Annotated in this window: 19 protein-coding genes and 1 pseudogene; 11 read left to right on the top strand and 9 right to left on the bottom strand. The window is 72.4% G+C overall.

The window, feature by feature from the left end; all coding sequences use genetic code 11:
* Both SSQG_RS10825 and SSQG_RS10830 read right to left on the bottom strand, forming a co-directional pair.
* A pseudogene (locus SSQG_RS10825) lies at window positions 1-2571 on the bottom strand (BTAD domain-containing putative transcriptional regulator); the annotation flags it as partial.
* Between the two features lie 86 nt (window positions 2572-2657).
* Window positions 2658-3392 (bottom strand): DUF6578 domain-containing protein, encoded by a 735-nt coding sequence (locus tag SSQG_RS10830; protein ID WP_003989788.1) that lies wholly within the window; start codon window positions 3390-3392, stop codon window positions 2658-2660.
* Window positions 3393-3496: 104 nt separating this feature from the next.
* Here SSQG_RS10830 and SSQG_RS10835 point away from each other — a divergent pair, with 104 nt between their 5' ends.
* Entirely contained in the window at window positions 3497-4297 is an 801-nt protein-coding gene (locus tag SSQG_RS10835; RefSeq protein WP_003989789.1) for a site-2 protease family protein, read from the top strand.
* 4 nt (window positions 4298-4301) lie between these two features.
* On the opposite strand, the gene SSQG_RS10840 is transcribed toward SSQG_RS10835, so the two are convergent.
* Complete coding sequence (locus SSQG_RS10840; RefSeq protein ID WP_167545783.1) at window positions 4302-4532, bottom strand: hypothetical protein; 231 nt, start codon at window positions 4530-4532, stop codon at window positions 4302-4304.
* A 13-nt stretch (window positions 4533-4545) separates the two neighbouring features.
* Window positions 4546-5265, bottom strand: coding sequence for an NADPH-dependent F420 reductase (gene npdG / locus SSQG_RS10845; RefSeq protein WP_003989791.1), 720 nt, complete (start codon window positions 5263-5265; stop codon window positions 4546-4548).
* 146 nt (window positions 5266-5411) lie between these two features.
* On the opposite strand from npdG, the gene SSQG_RS10850 reads away from it, so the two are divergent.
* Window positions 5412-6014 carry a hypothetical protein gene (locus SSQG_RS10850; RefSeq protein WP_003989792.1) on the top strand — a complete coding sequence of 201 codons (603 nt, stop codon included), beginning with the start codon at window positions 5412-5414 and terminating at the stop codon, window positions 6012-6014.
* A gap of 57 nt (window positions 6015-6071) precedes the next feature.
* Here SSQG_RS10850 and SSQG_RS10855 read toward each other — a convergent pair whose 3' ends face one another.
* Window positions 6072-6302 (bottom strand): hypothetical protein, encoded by a 231-nt coding sequence (locus tag SSQG_RS10855; RefSeq protein ID WP_003989793.1) that lies wholly within the window; start codon window positions 6300-6302, stop codon window positions 6072-6074.
* Between the two features lie 58 nt (window positions 6303-6360).
* Between SSQG_RS10855 and map the strand changes: the two genes are divergently transcribed.
* Both map and SSQG_RS10865 read left to right on the top strand, forming a co-directional pair.
* A complete protein-coding gene (gene map, locus SSQG_RS10860; RefSeq protein WP_003989794.1) occupies window positions 6361-7218 on the top strand; it encodes a type I methionyl aminopeptidase in 858 nt (285 codons plus the stop codon).
* A gap of 118 nt (window positions 7219-7336) precedes the next feature.
* A complete protein-coding gene (locus SSQG_RS10865; protein ID WP_039934945.1) occupies window positions 7337-7984 on the top strand; it encodes a heme oxygenase (biliverdin-producing) in 648 nt (215 codons plus the stop codon).
* 24 nt (window positions 7985-8008) lie between these two features.
* Here the strand turns inward: SSQG_RS10865 and SSQG_RS10870 are convergent, their stop codons facing one another.
* Window positions 8009-8653, bottom strand: a complete 645-nt coding sequence (locus tag SSQG_RS10870) for a PhzF family phenazine biosynthesis protein (RefSeq protein WP_003989796.1) — start codon at window positions 8651-8653, stop codon at window positions 8009-8011.
* Window positions 8654-8945: 292 nt separating this feature from the next.
* Between SSQG_RS10870 and efeO the strand changes: the two genes are divergently transcribed.
* The 4 genes from efeO (at window position 8946) to SSQG_RS10890 (ending at window position 13476) form a co-directional block, all read left to right on the top strand.
* Window positions 8946-10094, top strand: coding sequence for an iron uptake system protein EfeO (gene efeO / locus SSQG_RS10875; RefSeq protein ID WP_003989797.1), 1149 nt, complete (start codon window positions 8946-8948; stop codon window positions 10092-10094).
* 9 nt (window positions 10095-10103) lie between these two features.
* The gene (gene efeB, locus SSQG_RS10880; RefSeq protein WP_003989798.1) at window positions 10104-11342 is read left to right on the top strand and encodes an iron uptake transporter deferrochelatase/peroxidase subunit; all 1239 of its coding nucleotides are present in this window, start codon (window positions 10104-10106) and stop codon (window positions 11340-11342) included.
* 5 nt (window positions 11343-11347) lie between these two features.
* Window positions 11348-12190 carry an iron uptake transporter permease EfeU gene (gene efeU / locus SSQG_RS10885; RefSeq protein ID WP_003989799.1) on the top strand — a complete coding sequence of 281 codons (843 nt, stop codon included), beginning with the start codon at window positions 11348-11350 and terminating at the stop codon, window positions 12188-12190.
* A gap of 284 nt (window positions 12191-12474) precedes the next feature.
* Complete coding sequence (locus tag SSQG_RS10890) at window positions 12475-13476, top strand: hypothetical protein (RefSeq protein WP_078506835.1); 1002 nt, start codon at window positions 12475-12477, stop codon at window positions 13474-13476.
* An 18-nt stretch (window positions 13477-13494) separates the two neighbouring features.
* Here SSQG_RS10890 and SSQG_RS10895 read toward each other — a convergent pair whose 3' ends face one another.
* Complete coding sequence (locus SSQG_RS10895; RefSeq protein ID WP_003989801.1) at window positions 13495-14229, bottom strand: bifunctional DNA primase/polymerase; 735 nt, start codon at window positions 14227-14229, stop codon at window positions 13495-13497.
* Between the two features lie 210 nt (window positions 14230-14439).
* Between SSQG_RS10895 and SSQG_RS10900 the strand changes: the two genes are divergently transcribed.
* Window positions 14440-15297 (top strand): glycerophosphodiester phosphodiesterase, encoded by an 858-nt coding sequence (locus SSQG_RS10900; protein WP_039934947.1) that lies wholly within the window; start codon window positions 14440-14442, stop codon window positions 15295-15297.
* Here the strand turns inward: SSQG_RS10900 and SSQG_RS10905 are convergent.
* Window positions 15276-15920: a TetR/AcrR family transcriptional regulator gene (locus SSQG_RS10905; protein WP_003989804.1), complete on the bottom strand. Its 645-nt coding sequence runs from the start codon at window positions 15918-15920 to the stop codon at window positions 15276-15278. The genes SSQG_RS10900 and SSQG_RS10905 overlap by 22 nt on opposite strands.
* Window positions 15921-16025: 105 nt before the next feature.
* Here SSQG_RS10905 and SSQG_RS10910 point away from each other — a divergent pair, with 105 nt between their 5' ends.
* The gene (locus SSQG_RS10910; protein ID WP_208865634.1) at window positions 16026-16238 is read left to right on the top strand and encodes a DUF6243 family protein; all 213 of its coding nucleotides are present in this window, start codon (window positions 16026-16028) and stop codon (window positions 16236-16238) included.
* 131 nt (window positions 16239-16369) lie between these two features.
* Window positions 16370-17734, top strand: coding sequence for a S28 family serine protease (locus tag SSQG_RS10915; RefSeq protein ID WP_003989806.1), 1365 nt, complete (start codon window positions 16370-16372; stop codon window positions 17732-17734).
* On the opposite strand, the gene SSQG_RS10920 is transcribed toward SSQG_RS10915, so the two are convergent.
* Window positions 17735-18721 (bottom strand): small ribosomal subunit Rsm22 family protein, encoded by a 987-nt coding sequence (locus SSQG_RS10920; RefSeq protein ID WP_003989807.1) that lies wholly within the window; start codon window positions 18719-18721, stop codon window positions 17735-17737. It lies immediately after the preceding gene.
* Window positions 18722-18752 lie beyond the last annotated feature (31 nt).

Genomic DNA, 18752 nt, shown 5'->3' on the forward strand with positions numbered 1-18752 from the left:
CGCTCGTGGGCCTCGGCGCGGGCGGAGAGGGCCTCGGCGGTGCCCCAGTCGTCGCCGAGGCGCCGGTAGATCTCCAGCGACTCGTCGGCGTCGCGGGCCGCGTCGCCCGCCCAGTCGGTGCGGTTGGCGAGGAAGTTGGCCCGCATCTGGAGGCCGGAGGCCAGCTCCCAGTCGAAGCCGGGGGCCTGCCGGCAGGTGCGGATGGACTCGTCCATGATGACGCGCAGCCGGTCCATGTCGCCGGTCAGCATCACGGCGAAGAACCAGAGCAGGCCGGGGAGCCGGCAGTTCTGCGGCAGGCCCGGTTCGTAGGTCCGGGCGATGGTCCGCAGCTTCCGCTGGGACCGGGGGTTCTGCCAGGCGTCCAGTTCGGTGTCCATACAGGCGAGGTGGGCCAGGTGGATCCCGCGCCGGGCCTCCCACAGGACCTCGCCGGTCATCGGGGGCGGGGCGTCGGTGCAGCGCTGCCAGACCGGGGCGGCGCTGCGCACGGGCTCGGTGAACGGGTCGGGGCCGAGGGCCATGACCTCGCGGCACCAGTTGCGGGCCTCGATGCGCAGGTCGCGCATCTGCCAGTACCAGACGAGGGACAGCGCCAGGCACAGCGCCTCCTGCTCGTCGCGCAGGGCGACGGCGTGGCGCAGGGCGGTGCGCAGGTTCTCGTACTCCCGCTCCAGCCGGTGGATGGCGGCGAGCTGGCCGGGGCCGCGCAGCAACGGGTCGGTGACGCGGGCGAGTTCACGGAAGTACGTCAGGTGGGCGCGCTCGGCGGCGGGGCGCTGCCCGGACTCGTCGAGCCGTTCGGCGGCGTACTCGGCGACGGTCTCCAGCAGCCGGTAGCGCATCTCGCCGTCGGCCGGCTCGCCGGGCGGGGCGGCCACGACGAGGGAGCGGTCGACGAGGGAGCCGAGCGCCTCCAGAGCGCCCGGGCCGCACACGGCCTCGGCGGCGGGCAGGTCGCAGCCGCCCGCGAACACCGACAGCCGCCGCAGCACGTCCCGTTCGTCCTCGTCGAGCAGGTCCCAGGACCAGTCGACGACGGCTCTGAGGGTCTGCTGGCGGGGCAGGACGGTACGGCTGCCGGAGGTGAGGAGGCGGAAGCGGTCGTCGAGCCGGTCGGCGATCTGACGGGGCGTGAGCATCCGCAGCCGGGCGGCGGCCAGTTCGATGGCCAGGGGCAGGCCGTCGAGACGCCGGCAGATCTCGGCGCACGCCTCGGGGTCGTCCTCGACGCGGAAGCCGGGCCGGGCCGCCGCCCCCCGGTCGGCGAGCAGCCGCAGCGCGACCGGCTCGGGCAGCGGCTCCACGGGCCGCAGCAACTCCCCCGGCACGCCGAGGGGTTCGCGGCTGGTGGCGAGGACGGTCAGGCCGGGGCAGCGGGCCAGGAGTTCCTCGGTGAGCCGGGCGGCGGCGTCGACGACGTGCTCGCAGTTGTCGAGGATCAGCAGCATGCGGGGGCGGGAGCAGTGCTCGGCGAGCCGCTCCACGGGGTCGTCGAGCCGGTCGGCGACAGCGGCCCGGATGCCTTCGGCGCCGGCGCCGTAGAGCACGGTCTCGCGGGCGCCGACGGCGGTGAGCACGGCCTCCGGTACGGCGGCGGGGTCGTCGACCGGGGCGAGTTCGGCGAGCCACACGCCACCCGGCAGGGCGTGCCGCACGGTCTCGGCGGCCTCCTGCGACAGCCGGGTCTTCCCGGCCCCGCCGGGTCCGAGCAGCGTCACGAGCCGGGCGGTGGTGAGATCGCCCCGGATGGTCTCGATGTCGGCCTCGCGGCCGATGAAGGAGGTGAGCCGCGCGCGGAGATTTCCGACGGGCTGCGATGTCCCGCTGCCGCGCGCGGGCACCGGACCCTCTCCGAGGCTCAGCAACTCCGCGTGCAGGGTGCGCAGTTCCGGGCCGGGGTCGGTGCCGAGCCGGTCGGCGAGCAGCCGCCGGACGTCCTCGTACGCGTCCAGCGCCTCCGCCGTGCGGCCGGCGTCGCGCAGGGCGCGCAGCCGGAGGGTCTGGAGGGGTTCGTCCAGGGGGTGGCTGTCGCACAGGGCGGTCAGCTCCGGCAGGGACCGTTCCTCACCGAGGGCGAGGGCGGCACCGTGGCGGGCACCGCTCCGCGTCCAGGCGGCGGGTGTCCCAGCGGGCCGCCTCCGCGGCGCGGTCGGGGAGGTCGGTGAGGGCCGGTCCGTGCCACAGGGCGAGGGCGTCGTCGAGGAGTACGGCGGCCTTGGCGGGGTCGCCGTCGGCCAGGGCCCGCGCCCCTTCGCCGGCCAGCCGCTCGAACCGGTGCAGATCGACGTCGTCGGGTGCGGCCGTGAGCCGGTACCCGCCCTCCGCGGAGGCGACCGCGTCCGCCCCGAGCACCCGCCGCAGCCGCCCGACCAGGGCCTGGAGCGCCCCCGATGCGTCGGCGGGCGGATCGCCGCCCCACACCTCCTCGACCAGCAGCCCCACGGGCACGGTACGACCGGCCCGCAGGGCCAGCACGGTCAACAGCGCACGCAACCGCGCCCCGCCCACCGGTACGACCGTGCCGTCGGTGCGGAGCGCCTGTGTGGTGCCGAGGATGCGGTAGCGCACGGGGTCATTGTCCCTGCTGGCTGGAGGACGGGTCACGGTGTTCCGACGGCGCGGCGGTCACGGAACACCGGGTCCGCCGCGAGCGGTCACCGGCGGTGGCCTTCGGTGCGGCCGTGTCGGCGCCGGGCGGTGGGGGTCGGTGGGGGCGTGACCGTGCTCAGGGATTCCAGCAGGGCCGTCAGGGCCGCCGCCGGGAGGTCCTTCGTCTCGGCGCCGGGCTCGGGGTCCTGCTGGGGCATGCCCCGGGCCTCGCGGACGGCGTACGAGAGCCACGAGTCCGTGCCCGGCACCTCCAGGGTCACCACCACCCCCGACTTGCGCCACCGCCGCCGCTGCCCGTCGGCCCGCTCGGCGTCGGCGTCGGTGAACCACTTCGGGCACCGCTCCACCGTCCGCAGCCGGCGCCGCCCCGCGACCGGCTCCCAGGAGCGCGAGCCCGGCGCGCTCTCGGCGTAGGCCTGGGTCAGTACCTGCACGGCCCGTACCCGCCCCGCGACCTGGGGCCATCGCGCACCGTGGCGTTCGACGGACAGCATTCCGACCGACCGGGTCCAGTCCCCCGGCAGCGGCCGCCGGTCCTCGTCGTCGTCGGGGTCCGCGCCCAGGGCCACCGTGAGGCCGGTCTCCTCCCGCACGAGCCGGACGCCGCCCACGTCCTCGACCGGCCCGGAGACCTTGGTGAGCTGGTCGTGCCAGCCGCCGCCGAACATCTCGTCCGCGTCGAGGAGCAGCAGGGGCCAGCTCACCTCGTCCCCCACCGAGAACGGCGTGCCGCAGCACTCCATCTGCCAGTCCGCGTAGAACACGTGCCAGAGCCCCATGCCCCCACCCTCTCCGGAACCGACCGCCCCGCGCGAGACGTTTTCCCCTCGGGCCCGGTACGGTCGGGCCGTCCCATCGCGTGTTCGAGACTGCAGGGAGTCCGATGACCACCGCCACCAGCCGCCACAGTGAGCGGCGGATCAGTCCCGTCTTCCTCGGGATCCTGGCCGTGACGGCGGTCACGGGATGGGCGACCTGGACCGGGTTCGCGGAGCAGCCCGGGGTCGCCGTGTTCCTCTTCGTGACGGCGGCGTGGATCGTCTCGCTGTGCCTGCACGAGTACGCGCACGCCCGCACCGCCCTGCACAGCGGGGACATCTCGGTCGGTGCGAAGGGCTACCTCACGCTCAACCCGCTGAAGTACACGCACGCGCTGCTCAGCATCGTGCTCCCGGTGATCTTCGTGATCATGGGCGGGATCGGGCTGCCCGGCGGTGCGGTGTTCATCGAGCGGGGGCGGATCCAGGGGCGCTGGCGGCACAGTCTGATCTCCGCGGCGGGTCCGCTGACGAACGTGCTGTTCGCGGTCGTGTGCACGGCGCCGTTCTGGCTGGACGCGCTGGACGGCGTGCCGACGGACTTCCGGTTCGCGCTGGCGTTCCTCGCCCTGCTCCAGGTGACGGCCGCGCTGCTGAACTTCCTGCCGGTGCCGGGCCTGGACGGCTACGGCGTGATCGAGCCCTGGCTGTCGTACGGCGTCCGGCGCCAGGTGGAGCCCTTCGCTCCGTTCGGCCTGCTGTTCGTGTTCGCGCTGCTGTGGCTGCCGGCCGTGAACGGCGTGTTCTTCGACGTGATCGACACGATCCTGAAGTCCCTCGGGATCAGCGATGTCGAGACCTACTGCGGGCAGGAGCTGTACCGCTTCTGGCAGGGCTCGAACGAGTTCTGCTCGGCCGCCCCGTGACGGGTCAGCCCGTGACCGACTTCCGTGCCTTGGCGCGCTTCACGTAGTACCAGGTCATGTTGGACGACAGACCGGCGAGCAGCACCCAGACGATCCCCAGCCAGCTGCCCTGCACGAAGGAGACCACGGCCGCGGCCACGGACAGAATGCAGAAGATCAGGGCATAAACGGCGAGGCGGGGCATTTCGGTCGACTCCTGTCGGGGGACACTGCTACGACCACCAGTGTCCCCCATGCAACTCACCGGCTCACACGTCGGTGACGCGCAGCCCGGCGTGCGCCTTGTACCGGCGGTTCACGGAGATCAGGTTCGCCACCAGCGACTCCACCTGGTGCGCATTGCGCAGCCGCCCGGCGAAGATCCCGCGCATGCCGGGGATGCGGCCGGCCAGCGCCTGGACGATCTCGACGTCCGCCCGCACCTCGCCCAGGACCATCACGTCGGTGTCGATCTCGTCGATCTCCGGGTCCTGGAGCAGCACGGCCGACAGGTGGTGGAAGGCGGCCGTGACCCGGGAGTCCGGCAGCAGGGCGGCGGCCTGCTCGGCGGCGCTGCCCTCCTCGGGCTTCAGCGCGTAGGCGCCCTTCTTGTCGAAGCCGAGCGGGTTGACGCAGTCCACGACGAGCTTGCCCGCCAGTTCCTCGCGCAGGGACTCCAGGGTCTTGCCGTGGCCGTCCCACGGCACGGCGACGATCACGATGTCGCTGCGGCGCGCGGTCTCGGCGTTGTCGGCGCCCTCGACGCCGTGTCCGAGTTCCTCGGCGGCGGTCCCGGCCCGCTCGGCCGCCCGCGAGCCGATGATCACCTTCTGGCCGGCCCGGGCGAGCCGGTAGGCGAGGCCCTTGCCCTGCGGCCCGGTCCCGCCGAGCACTCCGACGACGAGTCCGGAGACGTCGGGCAGGTCCCAGGGGTCCTTGGCGGGGGCCTTCTGGGCGGTGTCGGTGGCAGCACTGTCGGTAGAGGTCATGGCCCCGACTCTACGTCCGACGTGTTCACCGGCGGTTCCGCCGGCCGTTCGACGGCGGTACAGGTGACCGGTCCGACTGCCCTGGCCGGGCGAATGTGCATCGAAGTCCACGCCGGTCGCGGCCGGTCGGGGCAGGATGCGGTCGCATGGACGCGGTACGGGTGGCGCTGTTGCGGGAAGTGCTCGCCGGGACCCAGTGGCTGGGGGCGACGCGGCGGTTCGCCGGGGCGCTGCGGGGGTCGGTGGTGTCGCACGGCGGCGGGCTGCTGCTCGTCGGCACACCGGAGTTCGAGCCGTGGCACCTGGCGGCGCACCTGGTCGACGAGGCCGCGTGGTCGGGCACGCCGGAGCTGGCCCCCACGCTGGTACGGCATGACGCGCGCCCCTCGGATCCGGCGCACCTGGCGGTCGGTCTCGGCCGGCTGGAGGCGGCCCGGCGGGGCGAGACGCTGCTGGTGGTGTCCCCCGAGGCGCCTGCCGCGCCCCTCCTCGAACGGGTTTCCGGTGCCCGGCGCGCCGGAGCGACGGTGCTGTCGCTCGGCCCCGGGGAGGGCGAGCTGACGGCGATGGCCCACGAGCGCCTGGCCGTCCCGGACGGCTCGGAGCTGGACCTGGACACGGTCCAGCACCTGGTCAGCGCGGCGGCCGGGGAGAACGCCCTGCCGACCCCGCGCGGCCGCCGCCGCTTCCGGGACCGGGTGTCGAGACTGGCGGAGCATCTGACGGCCCCACCGCCCGCACGCTGGTAGGGCCCGGTTCCGCCGGTGGTGCGGCTGCGTGAACGGCACGCAGCCGCGGGGACGTGCCTACGCGTCGTTCCGGCCGTCCGCGGGGGCGTCGTGCCACTTGGGGTCGTTCTCCCACTGGACGTTGCGTTCGCGGGCGATCTCCATCGCGTGTTCGGCCTCGGTGCGGCTCGCGTACGGGCCGAAGCGGTCCTTGGCCGGGCACTCCGGCCCCTCTTCGACCTTCTTGTGCTCCAGGCAGTAGTACCACTCGCCCGGCTTGCCGACCGTCCGCTTCTTGAACAGGGCCATGACCAGCTCCTCTCGCCAACGACATGTTCCCCCATGGGCGCTGGTTAGACTCGCTGGCATGTCTGGCCAGTCACTGCTCGTACCGGGGGAGCTGTCCCCCACCCGCCCCGTGCCCGGAAACATCCGTCGCCCCGAGTACGTCGGCAAGCCCGCGCCGACGCCGTACACCGGTCCGGAGGTGCAGACGCCCGAGACGATCGAGGCGATGCGCGTCGCCGGCCGGATCGCCGCCCGGGCGATGGCGGAGGCCGCGAAGCTGATCGCCCCCGGGGTGACCACGGACGAGCTCGACAAGGTGGCGCACGACTACATGTGCGACCACGGCGCCTACCCCTCGACGCTCGGCTACCGGGGTTTCCCGAAGTCGCTGTGCACGTCGGTCAACGAGGTCATCTGCCACGGCATCCCGGACTCGACGGTGCTGCGCGACGGCGACATCGTCAACCTCGACGTGACGGCGTACATCGGCGGTGTGCACGGCGACAACAACGCCACCTACCTCGTCGGTGAGGTCGACGAGGAGTCACGGCTACTGGTGGAGCGGACCCGGGAGTCCCTCACCCGCGCGATCAAGGCGGTCAAGCCGGGCCGGCAGATCAACATCATCGGACGGGTCATCGAGTCGTACGCCAAGCGCTTCGGCTACGGCGTGGTGCGGGACTTCACGGGCCACGGCATCAACTCGTCGTTCCACTCGGGCCTGATCATCCCGCACTACGACAGCCCGCACGCCACGACCGTCATCCAGCCCGGCATGACGTTCACGATCGAGCCGATGCTGACGCTCGGGACGCACGAGTACGACATGTGGGACGACGGCTGGACGGTCGTGACGAAGGACCGCAGGCGGACGGCTCAGTTCGAGCACACGCTGGTCGTGACCGACACGGGTGCGGAGATCCTCACGCTGCCGTAGCGCCCCCACACACCCTCCGGCGGCCCGCTCTCTTCCCGAGGGCGGGCCTTCGCATGCCCTCGCCGCATCACAGGAGTAGCGTTTTTACCGACACGGCGTCGGGAAAGTGGGGCTCATGGTGGAATCCTTCTCGACCCTCATCCGAACCGCCTCCCGGGAGCAGCACGAGGAGGTCAGAGGCTCGACGTTCATCAGCGACCTGCTGGGCCACAGGCTGGGGGTCGACGCGTTCGCGCGCTACACGGAGCAGCTGTGGTTCGTGTACGGGGCGCTGGAGTCCGGTGCGGAGCGCCTGGCCGCGGACCCGGTGGCCGGTCCCTTCGTCCGCCCGGAGCTGTTCCGCATGGCCTCGCTGGAGCAGGACCTGGAGTATCTGCGCGGCCCGGACTGGCGGTCGGGCATGAACGCGCTGCCCGCCACGCGGGAGTACGCGCGCCGGATCACGGAGTGCGCCCGCACCTGGCCGGCCGGTTACGTGGCCCACCACTACACCCGCTACCTCGGCGACCTCTCCGGCGGGCAGATCATCCGCGACACGGCCGAGAAGACGTGGGGTTTCCCGGTGAAGGGCGACGGGGTCCGCTTCTACGTCTTCGAACGGATCCCCAACCCGGCCGCCTTCAAGCGGAGTTACTGGGAGCTGCTGGACGCGGTACCGGGCGACGAGCTGGAGCGGCAGCGGGTCGTGGCCGAGTGCAGGGGGGCGTACGCGCTGAACAACGCGGTGTTCGAGGCGCTGGGCGAGGAGTTCCCGCTGTCGGCCTGAGCGGCCCCGGGGCTTCGCGGCCGGTCAGCGTTCGAGGTGGACCCGGCCGCCGACCTCGGTCCATCCGCCGGGCTGCGGCGCCGTCAGGATCTGGGAGCCCGCACCCTGGGTGATGTTGAGGGCCCGGCCCAGCCGGTCGGTGAGCAGGAGGGCCGCAGCTCCGGTCGCCTCGTCCTCGTCGATGCCGTCGTCGCGTCCGGGGAAGGCCCGGGCGCGCACCCGCCCGGCGGGCTCGTCCTCCCACGCCCAGGCGTACACCCACTCCCCCGGCGGCGGCACGGCCAGGTCGTCGACCTCGGCGGCGCTGCCGTACTGCCGCAGGGTGCGCGCGGGGACCCACTCCGCCCGCGCCTCGATCCAGCAGAACTCCCCGTCCTGCCGGGCCCCGACCACTCCGGCGGGTGTGACCAGTTCGGGCACGTCGAGCAGCCAGGCCGTGCCGACGCAGGGGTGCCCGGCGAAGGGCAGCCGCAGGGTCGGCGTGTAGATGTCGATCGCACCCCGCTCGGGGTCGTCGACGAACACGGTCTCGCTGAACCCGAGCTTCGCGGCGAACGCCTGCCGCTCCCTCTCCTCGGGCAGCACCGAACCCTCGCGCACGACCCCGAGCTCGTTGCCGTATCCGCCGTTCGGCCCGCAGAAGACGCGCAGCACGTCGTAGTCAGTCACAGAGGCATTCAAGCACCGCCCGGGTGGCTGGCCGAAAGTCATGGTGTGCCGGTCAAGGGCGCACGCCGGTGACACGGTGGTCGCGGTGGTGCACGAGGCTGGACTCGCCGCGCACGCGCGCACCAGGTCGCGCTCCGGTACGCCGGTCGTGCCTCGGCGGACCCCCCGCCGGTCGAGGCCTTCGACCTGACCCTTGACCTTCCCTTGACCCTTTCATGAGGTCATTTTTTGGCCAGTTAGGTGATCCTTATGTAGCTTAGGTGAGCCTCACCTTCCCGTCTCTGGAGCCTGCATGCGACCCGCCCGACCCGTCTTCGTCGTGATCGCCGCCGCGGCGGCTCTGTCCGCCGTCACCGGCTGCACCGAGAAGAGCGCCGCCAAGGACGGCGACCACGTCGTCAACGTGACGGCGACCGACGACAAGTGCGAGGTGTCGAGGAAGGAGTTCCCGGCCGGGCACGTCGAGCTGGCCGTAGAGAACAAGGGCTCCAAGGTCACCGAGGTCTACGTCCTCTTCCCCGACGACCGCGTGGTCGCCGAGCGGGAGAACATAGGCCCCGGCACCAGGCAGCGGGTCACCGCCGAGGTGAAGGCCGGTGACTACCAGATCGCCTGCAAGCCCGGCATGAAGGGCGACGGCATCCGCCAGACCGTCAAGGCCACCGGCGGCAAGGCCGTCCAGCGCGACCCGCGCCTGGACAAGGCCGTCGCGGCCTACCGCGCCTACGCCCAGGCGCAGGCCGACGAGACCCTGCCCAAGGCCGAGGCCTTCGCCAAGGCCGTCAAGGACGGCGACATCGAGGCCGCGAAGAAGGCCTACGCCCCCTCCCGCATCGGCTGGGAGCGCACCGAGCCGGTCGCCGAGTCCTTCGGCGACATCGACCCGAAGGTCGACGTCCGCGAGGACGGCCTGGAGGACGGCCAGGACCCGGCCAAGGACTGGACCGGCTGGCACCGGCTGGAGAAGTCCCTCTGGCAGGACAAGAAGATCGGCGACCGCGAGAAGGAACTCGCCGGCCGGCTGATCACCGACCTGAAGGACTGGCAGGAGCGGGTCGGCACGGCCGAGATCACCCCCACCTCCATGGCCAACGGCGCCAAGGAACTCCTCGACGAGGTCGCCACCGGCAAGGTAACCGGCGAGGAGGAGCGCTACTCGCACACCGACCTGGTCGACTTCAAGGCCAACGTCGAGGGCGCGCAGAAGTCGTACGCGCTGCTGAAGCCGGTCGCGCAGGAGAACGACAAGGCGCTCACCACCGAACTGGACAAGCAGTTCGCCGCCCTGGACGCCCTGCTCGACAAGTACCGCCCGAACAAGACGTCGTACGACTTCACCGCGTACGACAAGGTCGGCAAGGCCGACCGCAAGGAGCTCTCGGACGCGGTCAACGCGCTGGCGGAGCCCCTGTCGAAGCTCGCCGCCGCCGTCGTGAAGTAAGGACGCGCAATGACGGACAACGACACTTCCTCTCCCTCCCGGCGTTCGCTGCTCGGCTGGGGCGGCGCGGGCCTGGCCCTCGGCGCCGCGGCGGCGGGCGGAGCGGTGGCGATGGCCCGGCCGGACGACGAGTCCCCGCCGGACGCCTCAACCGCCGTGCCCTTCCACGGACCGCACCAGGCGGGCATCGCGACACCGGTCCAGGACCGGCTGCACTTCGCCGCGTTCGACGTGACGACGGACGACCGGGAGGAGTTCGTCCAGCTGCTGAAGGACTGGACGCAGGCCGCCCGCCGGATGACGGCCGGGCACGCGGTGGGCGAGGGCGCCTACGGCGGCCTGCCCGAGGCGCCACCGGACGACACCGGCGAGGCCCTGGGCCTCAAGCCCTCCCGGCTGACCCTCACGATCGGCTTCGGCCCGTCCCTGTTCGAGAAGTTCGACCTCGCGGACCGACGCCCCGACGCCCTGGTCGACCTGCCGAAGTTCGCCGGTGACGCCCTGGACAGGACCCGCAGCGACGGCGACCTGTGCGTCCAGGCCTGCGCGGACGACCCGCAGGTCGCCGTGCACGCCATCCGCAACCTGGCCCGCGTCGGCTTCGGCAAGGTCGTCATCCGCTGGTCGCAGCTGGGCTTCGGGAAGACGTCGTCGACGACGCCCGAGGCACAGACACCACGCAATCTGATGGGCTTCAAGGACGGCACCCGCAACATCGCGGGCACCGAGACGGACCGGCTCCAGAAGTTCGTCTGGGTGTCGGAGAAGGACGGCCCGCGGTGGATGGCGGGCGGCTCCTACCTGGTCGCCCGCCGTATCCGCATGCACATCGAGACGTGGGACCGCACCTCGCTCCAGGAGCAGGAGGACATCTTCGGCCGCGACAAGGGCGAGGGCGCGCCGGTCGGCAAGGCGAAGGAGCGCGACAAGCCGTTCCTGAAGGCGATGAAGCCCGACGCGCACGTCCGGCTCGCGCATCCCGACGCCAACCACGGCGCGACGATCCTGCGCCGCGGCTACTCCTTCACCGACGGCACGGACGGACTGGGCCGCCTGGACGCCGGCCTGTTCTTCCTGGCCTACCAGCGGGACGTCCGTGAGGGTTTCATCCCGATCCAGCGCAACCTGGCCACGGACGCGCTCAACGAGTACATCCAGCACGTGGGTTCGGCACTGTTCGCGATCCCGCCGGGCGTCCGCGACAAGGACGACTGGTGGGGCCGGACGCTGTTCTCCGGGGAGGCGTAGACCGCATGTTCTCCAACTACCTGATCGGCCTGCGCGAGGGCCTGGAGGCGAGCCTCGTCGTCTGCATCCTCATCGCGTACCTGGTCAAGACGGACCGCAGGGACGCGCTGAAGCCGATCTGGATCGGCATCGGCATCGCGGTGGCCCTCGCCCTCGGCTTCGGCTGCGCGCTCGAGTTCGGCTCCCAGGAGCTCACGTTCCAGGCCCAGGAGGCGCTCGGCGGTTCGCTGTCGATCCTCGCGGTCGGTCTGGTGACGTGGATGGTGTTCTGGATGCGGCGCACGGCCCGGCACCTCAAGTCGGAGCTGCACGGCAGGCTGGACGCGGCGCTGGCGATGGGCACGGGGGCGCTGGTCGCGACGGCGTTCCTCGCGGTGGGCCGAGAGGGCCTGGAGACCGCGCTGTTCGTGTGGGCGTCGGTGCACGCGGCGAGCGACGGCACGCCGCGCCCCCTGGCCGGTGTCGCCCTGGGCCTGTTGACGGCGATCCTGCTGGGCTGGCTGTTCTACCGGGGCGCGCTGCGCATCAACCTGGCGAAGTTCTTCACGTGGACCGGCGGCATGCTCGTGGTCGTGGCCGCGGGCGTCCTGGCGTACGGCTTCCACGACCTCCAGGAGGCCGACTTCCTGCCCGGCCTCACGAACAAGGCCTTCGACATCTCCGGCACGATCCCACCGGACAGCTGGTACGGCACGCTCCTCAAGGGCGTCTTCAACTTCCAGCCCGACCCGACGGTCCTCCAAGTCACGGTGTGGTTGCTGTACTTGATCCCGACCATGCTGCTGTTCCTGCTGCCGGCAGGCCTCGGACAGCGCCGGACGACAGCGGCGGCGACCCAAGACAGCTGAGGCCAGGTGGGTGCGCAGCCCGGCGTTGCGGGGTGCCGCTGCGCCCACCCGTGCCGCCCCAAGCGGCACGACTGCCCGCAGCTGGGGGGCGTGCCACGTAAGGGGCCGTGTCGGGGGGTGTCCGCCCGCAGCGGGCGGCGCGTATAACTCCAGTTAGCCGGTAGGTGACTTGGTCGCGCCGTTCCGAGGACGGACACCCCCCGGCGCGGCCCCGACCCACCCCCCACCCACGCACCCCCACCCGGTAGGGTTCGCCTCCGGAAAGGGGAAGGTGAAGGAAGCCGATGAGCTGGGATCGCGACCCTCGAACGCTCCGCAGGCCCGCCCGGAGTGCACTCATAGCCGCCTCGATGACCGCTATGTCATTGACGGCCAGTGGCTGTGTCGTCGTGCACGGCGAACGGGAGATCCTCCCGTCCACCACCCGCGGCGAAGCCGCCAAGGCCCTCCAGGAGTTCACGACCGCGTACAACGAGGCCGACAAGGCCTACGACGGCTCCCTGGACGCCGACCACACCACGGGCGCCCTCGCCGACATCGACTCGGCCCGCCTGAAGGCCGGGAAGGCCAACAACCCGGGCGGCAACCCGAACCACACACCCCTGAAGCTGACGGACGCGAAGTTCACGATCCCCAAGAAGGCCGGCTGGCCCCGCTGGTTCCTCGTGGACGCGGCCGGCAACAAGGGCGGCACCGCCCGCTGGCTGCTCGTGTTCACCCGCAGCGGCTTGGACGACCCTTTCCAGGTCGCGTACCTGACCCTCGTCGCCCCCGGCAAGGTCCCGGAGTTCAAGAAGGACGCGGACGGCTGGGCCGAGTCGGTCCCCGCGAACGAGACCGGCCTCGCCGCCGGCCCCAAGACGCTGAGCCAGGACTACTCGACGTACCTGAAGAGCGGCGGGGACACCTTCGCGGACGGCTCCCACACCAGCCAGTGGCGTGCCCTGCGCGAGAAGAACGCCAAGAAGCCGGGCATGGCCACCCAGTACATCGACGAGCCGCTGACGAACGGCGACTACGCACCGCTGGCGCTGCGCACGACGGACGGCGGGGCGCTGGTGTTCTTCACCACGCGGCACTACGAGAAGCAGACCGCCTACGCGGGCACGTCGGTCCCGGCCCCCAACAAGGACGTCCTCGCGCTCACGACCGGTGAGATCAAGCAGTCCCTCACGATGGAGTTCGTCTCCAACGAGGTGGCGCTGGACCCGCCGAAGGGCGGCGGCGACCAGCAGGTGACGATCCTGGGCCGGATCCAGGGAATGACGTCGGCGAAAGGCTCGTAGCGGCCGGGCCGGCCCGGCTCAGTGCCGCAGGGGCCAGGCCGCACCCATGTGGTCGGGTTCCTCGCCGGCGTACCGGGCGCAGGCCTCCGTCAGGGCCTCCAGCAGGCTCAGCGGATCCGGCAGCGGATGCTCCGGCCCCCGTACCCAGTGCACGGTCTGGTCCTCACCGGGCAGCCGCGCCGGGGGTACCAGGACGTAGGAGCCGCGGCAGTGCCACCGCAGCCCGGGGTGCTCGTCCATGGTCTCGGGGTGGCAGTCCAGTTCGCACGGCCACCACTCGTCCTCGTCCTCGGGCGTACCGCGGGTGAGGGTGAAGAAGAGCAGGCGCCCGTCGTCGCTCTCGGCGACCGGCCCGACCTCGACACCGTCGGCGAGCAGCCGCTCCAAAGCACCGCGACCGGCATCCAGGGGCACGTCGAGGACGTCGTGCACCATGCCGGTCGCGGTGATGAAGTTGGTCTGCGGCTGATGGCGGGCCCAGCGCTCGATCTGGGCGCGGTCGGTGGTGGACTGCGTCTGCCAGGCGAAGGACACCGGATGCCGGGCGGGGGTGGGACAGCCGACCCGGTCGCAGGAGCAGCGGTAGCCGGAGGGGTACGCGGCGGGCGCGAGGGGCAGTCCCGCGTCGGCGGCGGCGAGCAGCAGGGCCTCACGGTCGCCGTCCCCGGCGGTCTCCTTCGGCCGGCGTCCGGCGCGCAGCCACTGGGTGAGTTTGCCCTGCAGGCCGCTCCGGCCGCCGAACTCCGCGCTCATCTATCCCCTCGCCTCGCCGTCGTGCCGAACAGCATGCCCTATGGTCGCATCTTCCCGCGCACCGGGGGGCCAGTGCCCACATCCCGGGCAGGAGGGGCGAGACACGTGCCAGCGGGGCGAGGCATATGCCGCCGGGGCGAGGCATGCTCCATACCCGGATGGGGTGTCATTGCCTGCTTTGATATGACATGGCGTCCTACCGTGGTCGGCATGCTCACAAGGATCGCGCTGACGGGGCTGGCCTCCGCGGCTTCCCTGGTCTCGCTGACCTTCACGGGACCGGCGAGTGGCGCCCTGGCCCCGCTGGAGTGGGGCGCCGGCCCGCTGACGGTGGCGGCACTCCCGCGGATCACGTACGTCGCCCACCGCGGCGGCGCCCGCGAGGTCCCCGAGAACAGCATGTCGGGGCTGATGGCCGCCTACGAGCGCGGTACGGCACAGGTACTGGACTTCGACACGCGGCTGCTGCGCGACGGCACGCCGGTGGTGTTCCACGACGAGACCCTGAACCGCACCACCTACCTCGGCGGCGAGGTGCGCCGCCTGGACGCCCGGGAGTGGCAGGGCGTACGGCTGCGCCCGAAGGACGCGCTGCCCGGCAGCTGGCGGTCGGAGCGGCCGCCGACCGTCGCCGAGGTGCTGGATCGATTCGGCGGCCGGATCGTGCTGATGCTGGAGGCGAAGGACCCGCGGAGCCTGCCCCGGCTGGCCGGGCTGATCCGGGCCCGCGGGCTGACCCGCTCGGTCTTCGTGAACTCCAACGACCCCGAGGTGGCCAGGCGCGTCCACCGCCTGGGGCTGCTCTCGCAGGTGTGGCGCTCGGCGCAGCAGCTGCGCACGGACCGCCCGGAGCGCTGGCGGTCGTACGTGGACCTGCTGGACGTGGACCACCGGGCGCGCGACGCGGACCTGGCGCGGGCGGTGCGGTCGGGGATCCGGCGGGTGTGGGCGCACACCGTGGTGACGGACGCGCAGCGCAACCGGGTGCTGGCGCTGGGCTGCGACGGGGTCATCACGGACGCGCCGGGACGGCTGGCGCGGGCCGCTCAGCGGGGCGCGAGGCCGTGAAGGGCGTAGTCGACGAGGGTGTCGGTGTACTCGTAGGAGATCGGGCCCGTGTGCTGGAGCCAGCGCTGGGCGAGGGGGGAGATGAAGAACTCCAGGGCGATGCGCGGGTCGATCTCGGGCCGCACCTGGCCTGCGTCCTGCGCGGCGCGCAGCCGGCCGATGTAGAGGTCGAGTGAGGGCTGCATCAGCTTGGCCACGAGCTCACGCCCGAGCTGCTCGTTGACGACCCCCTCGGCGGCCAGCGCGCGGGACGGCGCCTCGAAGCGCGGGTCGCGCAGCTGGTCGACGGTGGCGCGCAGCACGCCCTTGACGTCGGCGGCGAGGTCCCCGGTGTCCGGGAAGACGTACGGCACCGGCCCCGCATCCCGCGCGGACTGTTCACCCAGGTCGAGGAACGCCTCCATCAGCACGTCCGCCTTCGACGACCACCACCGGTAGATCGTCTGCTTCCCGACGCCGGCGCGGGCGGCGATGCCCTCGACGGTGGTCTTCGGGTAGCCGACCTCCACGACGAGGGCGAGGGCGGCGTCGTAGATGGCGCGGCGGGACTTCTCGCTGCGCCGGGTGGAGTCGGGGGCGGGCCTGGCGGGCTTGGCGGGCTGGGTGGACTTCTGGGCTGCCATGGCTCGAACTTATCAGGTTGACAAGACGGCGCGTCTCGCCGACAGTGGAGGCAGGCGCGAGACGAACCGTCTCGTCACGAGTGAGTGTGGGGGAAGGGACCCGAGATGACCCGAGGCGGAGCCGGAAACATGCTGGGCGTCGGCGGATCGCGCAGGAACCTCGGCCGCAAGGAGCTGCGCGGCGGCGGCCGGGGCGGCCGGATCGGCGGCGGACTCGATCCGCAGGCCCAGAAGCGCGAACTGCTGCGCAAGCTCCAGGAGAAACGGCAGCAGGAGCAGGAGCGTCAGGAGGGCCGTACGACCGACCGGTCGTCATGAGCCTCCCCCGCACGGGGGAGACCGTCCCCTCGTGCGCGGGATCCTCCCGGGACGTCCGGCGGATGTACTGAAGCGGTCGCGACCCCGCGGCCAGGACGGACGCCCCACGGACGATCCCGGGAGGACTCATCATGCGCGTGTGGACGAGACGACGGCTGCTCACCTCGGCGGCGACGGCCGTCTCGGCGGCGGGTCTCGCCGCGACGACGGCCCTGCCCGCACGGGCGGCGGCCGGAGGGACCCGGCCGGGGACCGGCGACATCGCGGACGCGCTGCGCGCACTGCCCGGTCTGCGGCTGATCGAGGAGCGGCACGACGCCGAACCGGGGTACCGGCACTTCGTGCTGGGACTGCGCCAGCCGGTCGACCACACCGACCCCGCCGCCGGCACCTTCGAGCAGCGCCTCACCCTGCTCCACACCGGCGCCGACCGGCCCACGGTGCTGTTCTCGACGGGCTACCACGCGGTCCTCACCCCACGGCGGATGGAACCGGCGGTCCTGCTCGGCGCCAACCAGCTCCAGGTGGAACACCGCTACTTCGGCGCATCACGCCCCGCGGGGACCGGCTACGCCCATCTCACGATCCGCCAGGCCGCCGACGACCACCACCGCGTCGTGCTCCTCTTCCGCAGGCTCTACCGCGGCGCGTGGATCTCCACGGGCAGCAGCAAGGGCGGCATGGTGAGCGTCTACCACCGCCGCTTCCACCCCCACGACGTGGACGGCACGGTGGCCTACTCGGCCCCCAACAACGTCGATGACCGCGAGAACTCCGCCTATCTGCGCTTCCTGGAGACGGTCGGCACCCCCGCCGGCCGCGAGGCCGTCAAGTCCGCCCAGCGGCAGATGCTGCTGCGCCGGACCGAGATGGTCGCCCGCTACGAGGCCTGGGCGGTGGCGAACAACGACACCTTCCGCATCATCGGCAGCGCCGACCAGGCGTTCGAGATCGCCGTGCTGCGGGTGCTGTTCATGTTCTGGCAGCGGGCCGACGCACCCGACATCGCCGCGATCCCCGGCCCGCAGGCCTCGACCGACGAGCTGTACACGTGGCTGGACAACTGGGCGGGGCTGTCCCTGTACGCCGACAAGGCGGCCCAGCGGTACGTCCCGTACTGGTACCAGATCGGCACCCAGCTGGGGTACGGCGACGTCCCCACCGGCCATCTGGCGGACCTGCTGCGCCACTCCGGCGGCATCGCGGCGCGCAACTTCGTCCCCCGGGACATCCCCATGGTCTTCGACCGGGACGCCATGCCGGACATCGACCGCTGGGTCCGCCGGCGCGGCAGCCGGCTGCTGTTCGTCAACGGGACTCAGGACCCGTCCGTGGCCGAGTACTTCCACCCCGGCGGCCGCGACGCGCGGACCCTGTGGGTCCCGGACGGCAATCACAGTGTCGACATCGCGAACCTGTCCCCCGCCGACCGGGCGTCCGCGGAGGACGCGTTGCACCGCTGGGCCGGTCAGGAGGTGCCTGCCAGGAGCTCCTGATCAGGGCGCCGGTGGCCAGGCGTCGCCCCAGTCCGCGTCCCGTGCCGCCTTGTAGAGATCGCCGTGGCGCTTGGTGACGGTGGCGCGGCGCAGGGACGGGTCGGTCTCGCACAGGTCGAGGAGAACCTGGCCCTTGCGGATCTGCGGGCGCCGGACGACACGGGAGGGCGCCGGGGTGACGGGGAGCCGGGTGGCGGCGACGTAGCTGAACTTCTCGTCCTCGTAAGGAAGGGAGCCGCCCTTGACCTGGCGGTGCAGGGAGGAACGGCTGACCCGGGCGGAGAAGTGGCACCAGTCCGTGCCGGGCTCGATGGGACAGGCGGCGCTGTGCGGGCAGGGGGCGGCGACCTGGAAGCCGGCGCTGATCAGCCGGTCGCGGGCCTCGATCACGCGGGCGTAGCCGTCGGGCGTGCCGGGTTCGACGATCACCACAGCCTGAGCCGCGTCCGCCGCGGCGTCCACGAGGGCGGTGCGGTCGGGGGCGGTCAGCTCGTTGAGGACGTAGGAGACGGTGACGAGGTCGGTGCTCTCCAGGGTGAGCGCCGCTCCGATCCGGGAGCGCTGCCACCGGACGTCCCGCAGGGCCGGCTTGGCCGCGGCGATCTCCCGTCCGAGGGCGAGCGCGGGCTCGGCCCAGTCGAGCACGGTGACGGGCCGCTCCCCCTCCCAGGTGGCGCTCACGGCCCAGGCGGCCGCCCCCGTGCCGCCGCCGACGTCCAGATGCCCGCCGGGCACCCACTCGGGCACGGCCGCCGCGAACGCCGCGAGCGCCGAACGGACCGCCTCGAAGGTCGCGGGCATCCGGTAGGCGGCGTAGGCGGCCACGTCCGCTCGGTCGCGGAGGATGGGGGCGTCGGTCGGGGTGGCCCCGCGGTAGTTGGCGATCAGCCGCTCGACGGCCTGCGAGGCCTGTCGGGGCGGGAGCCCGTCGAGCAGGCCGGCGAGGGCGGCGCGGAGGGTTTCGGCCGGGTGCGTGGGGGCGTTCACCCGGCGATTCTACGAGGGGTCCCGGGGAGGC

Source organism: Streptomyces viridochromogenes DSM 40736 (genome assembly GCF_000158955.1).
Lineage (GTDB): Bacteria > Actinomycetota > Actinomycetes > Streptomycetales > Streptomycetaceae > Streptomyces > Streptomyces venetus.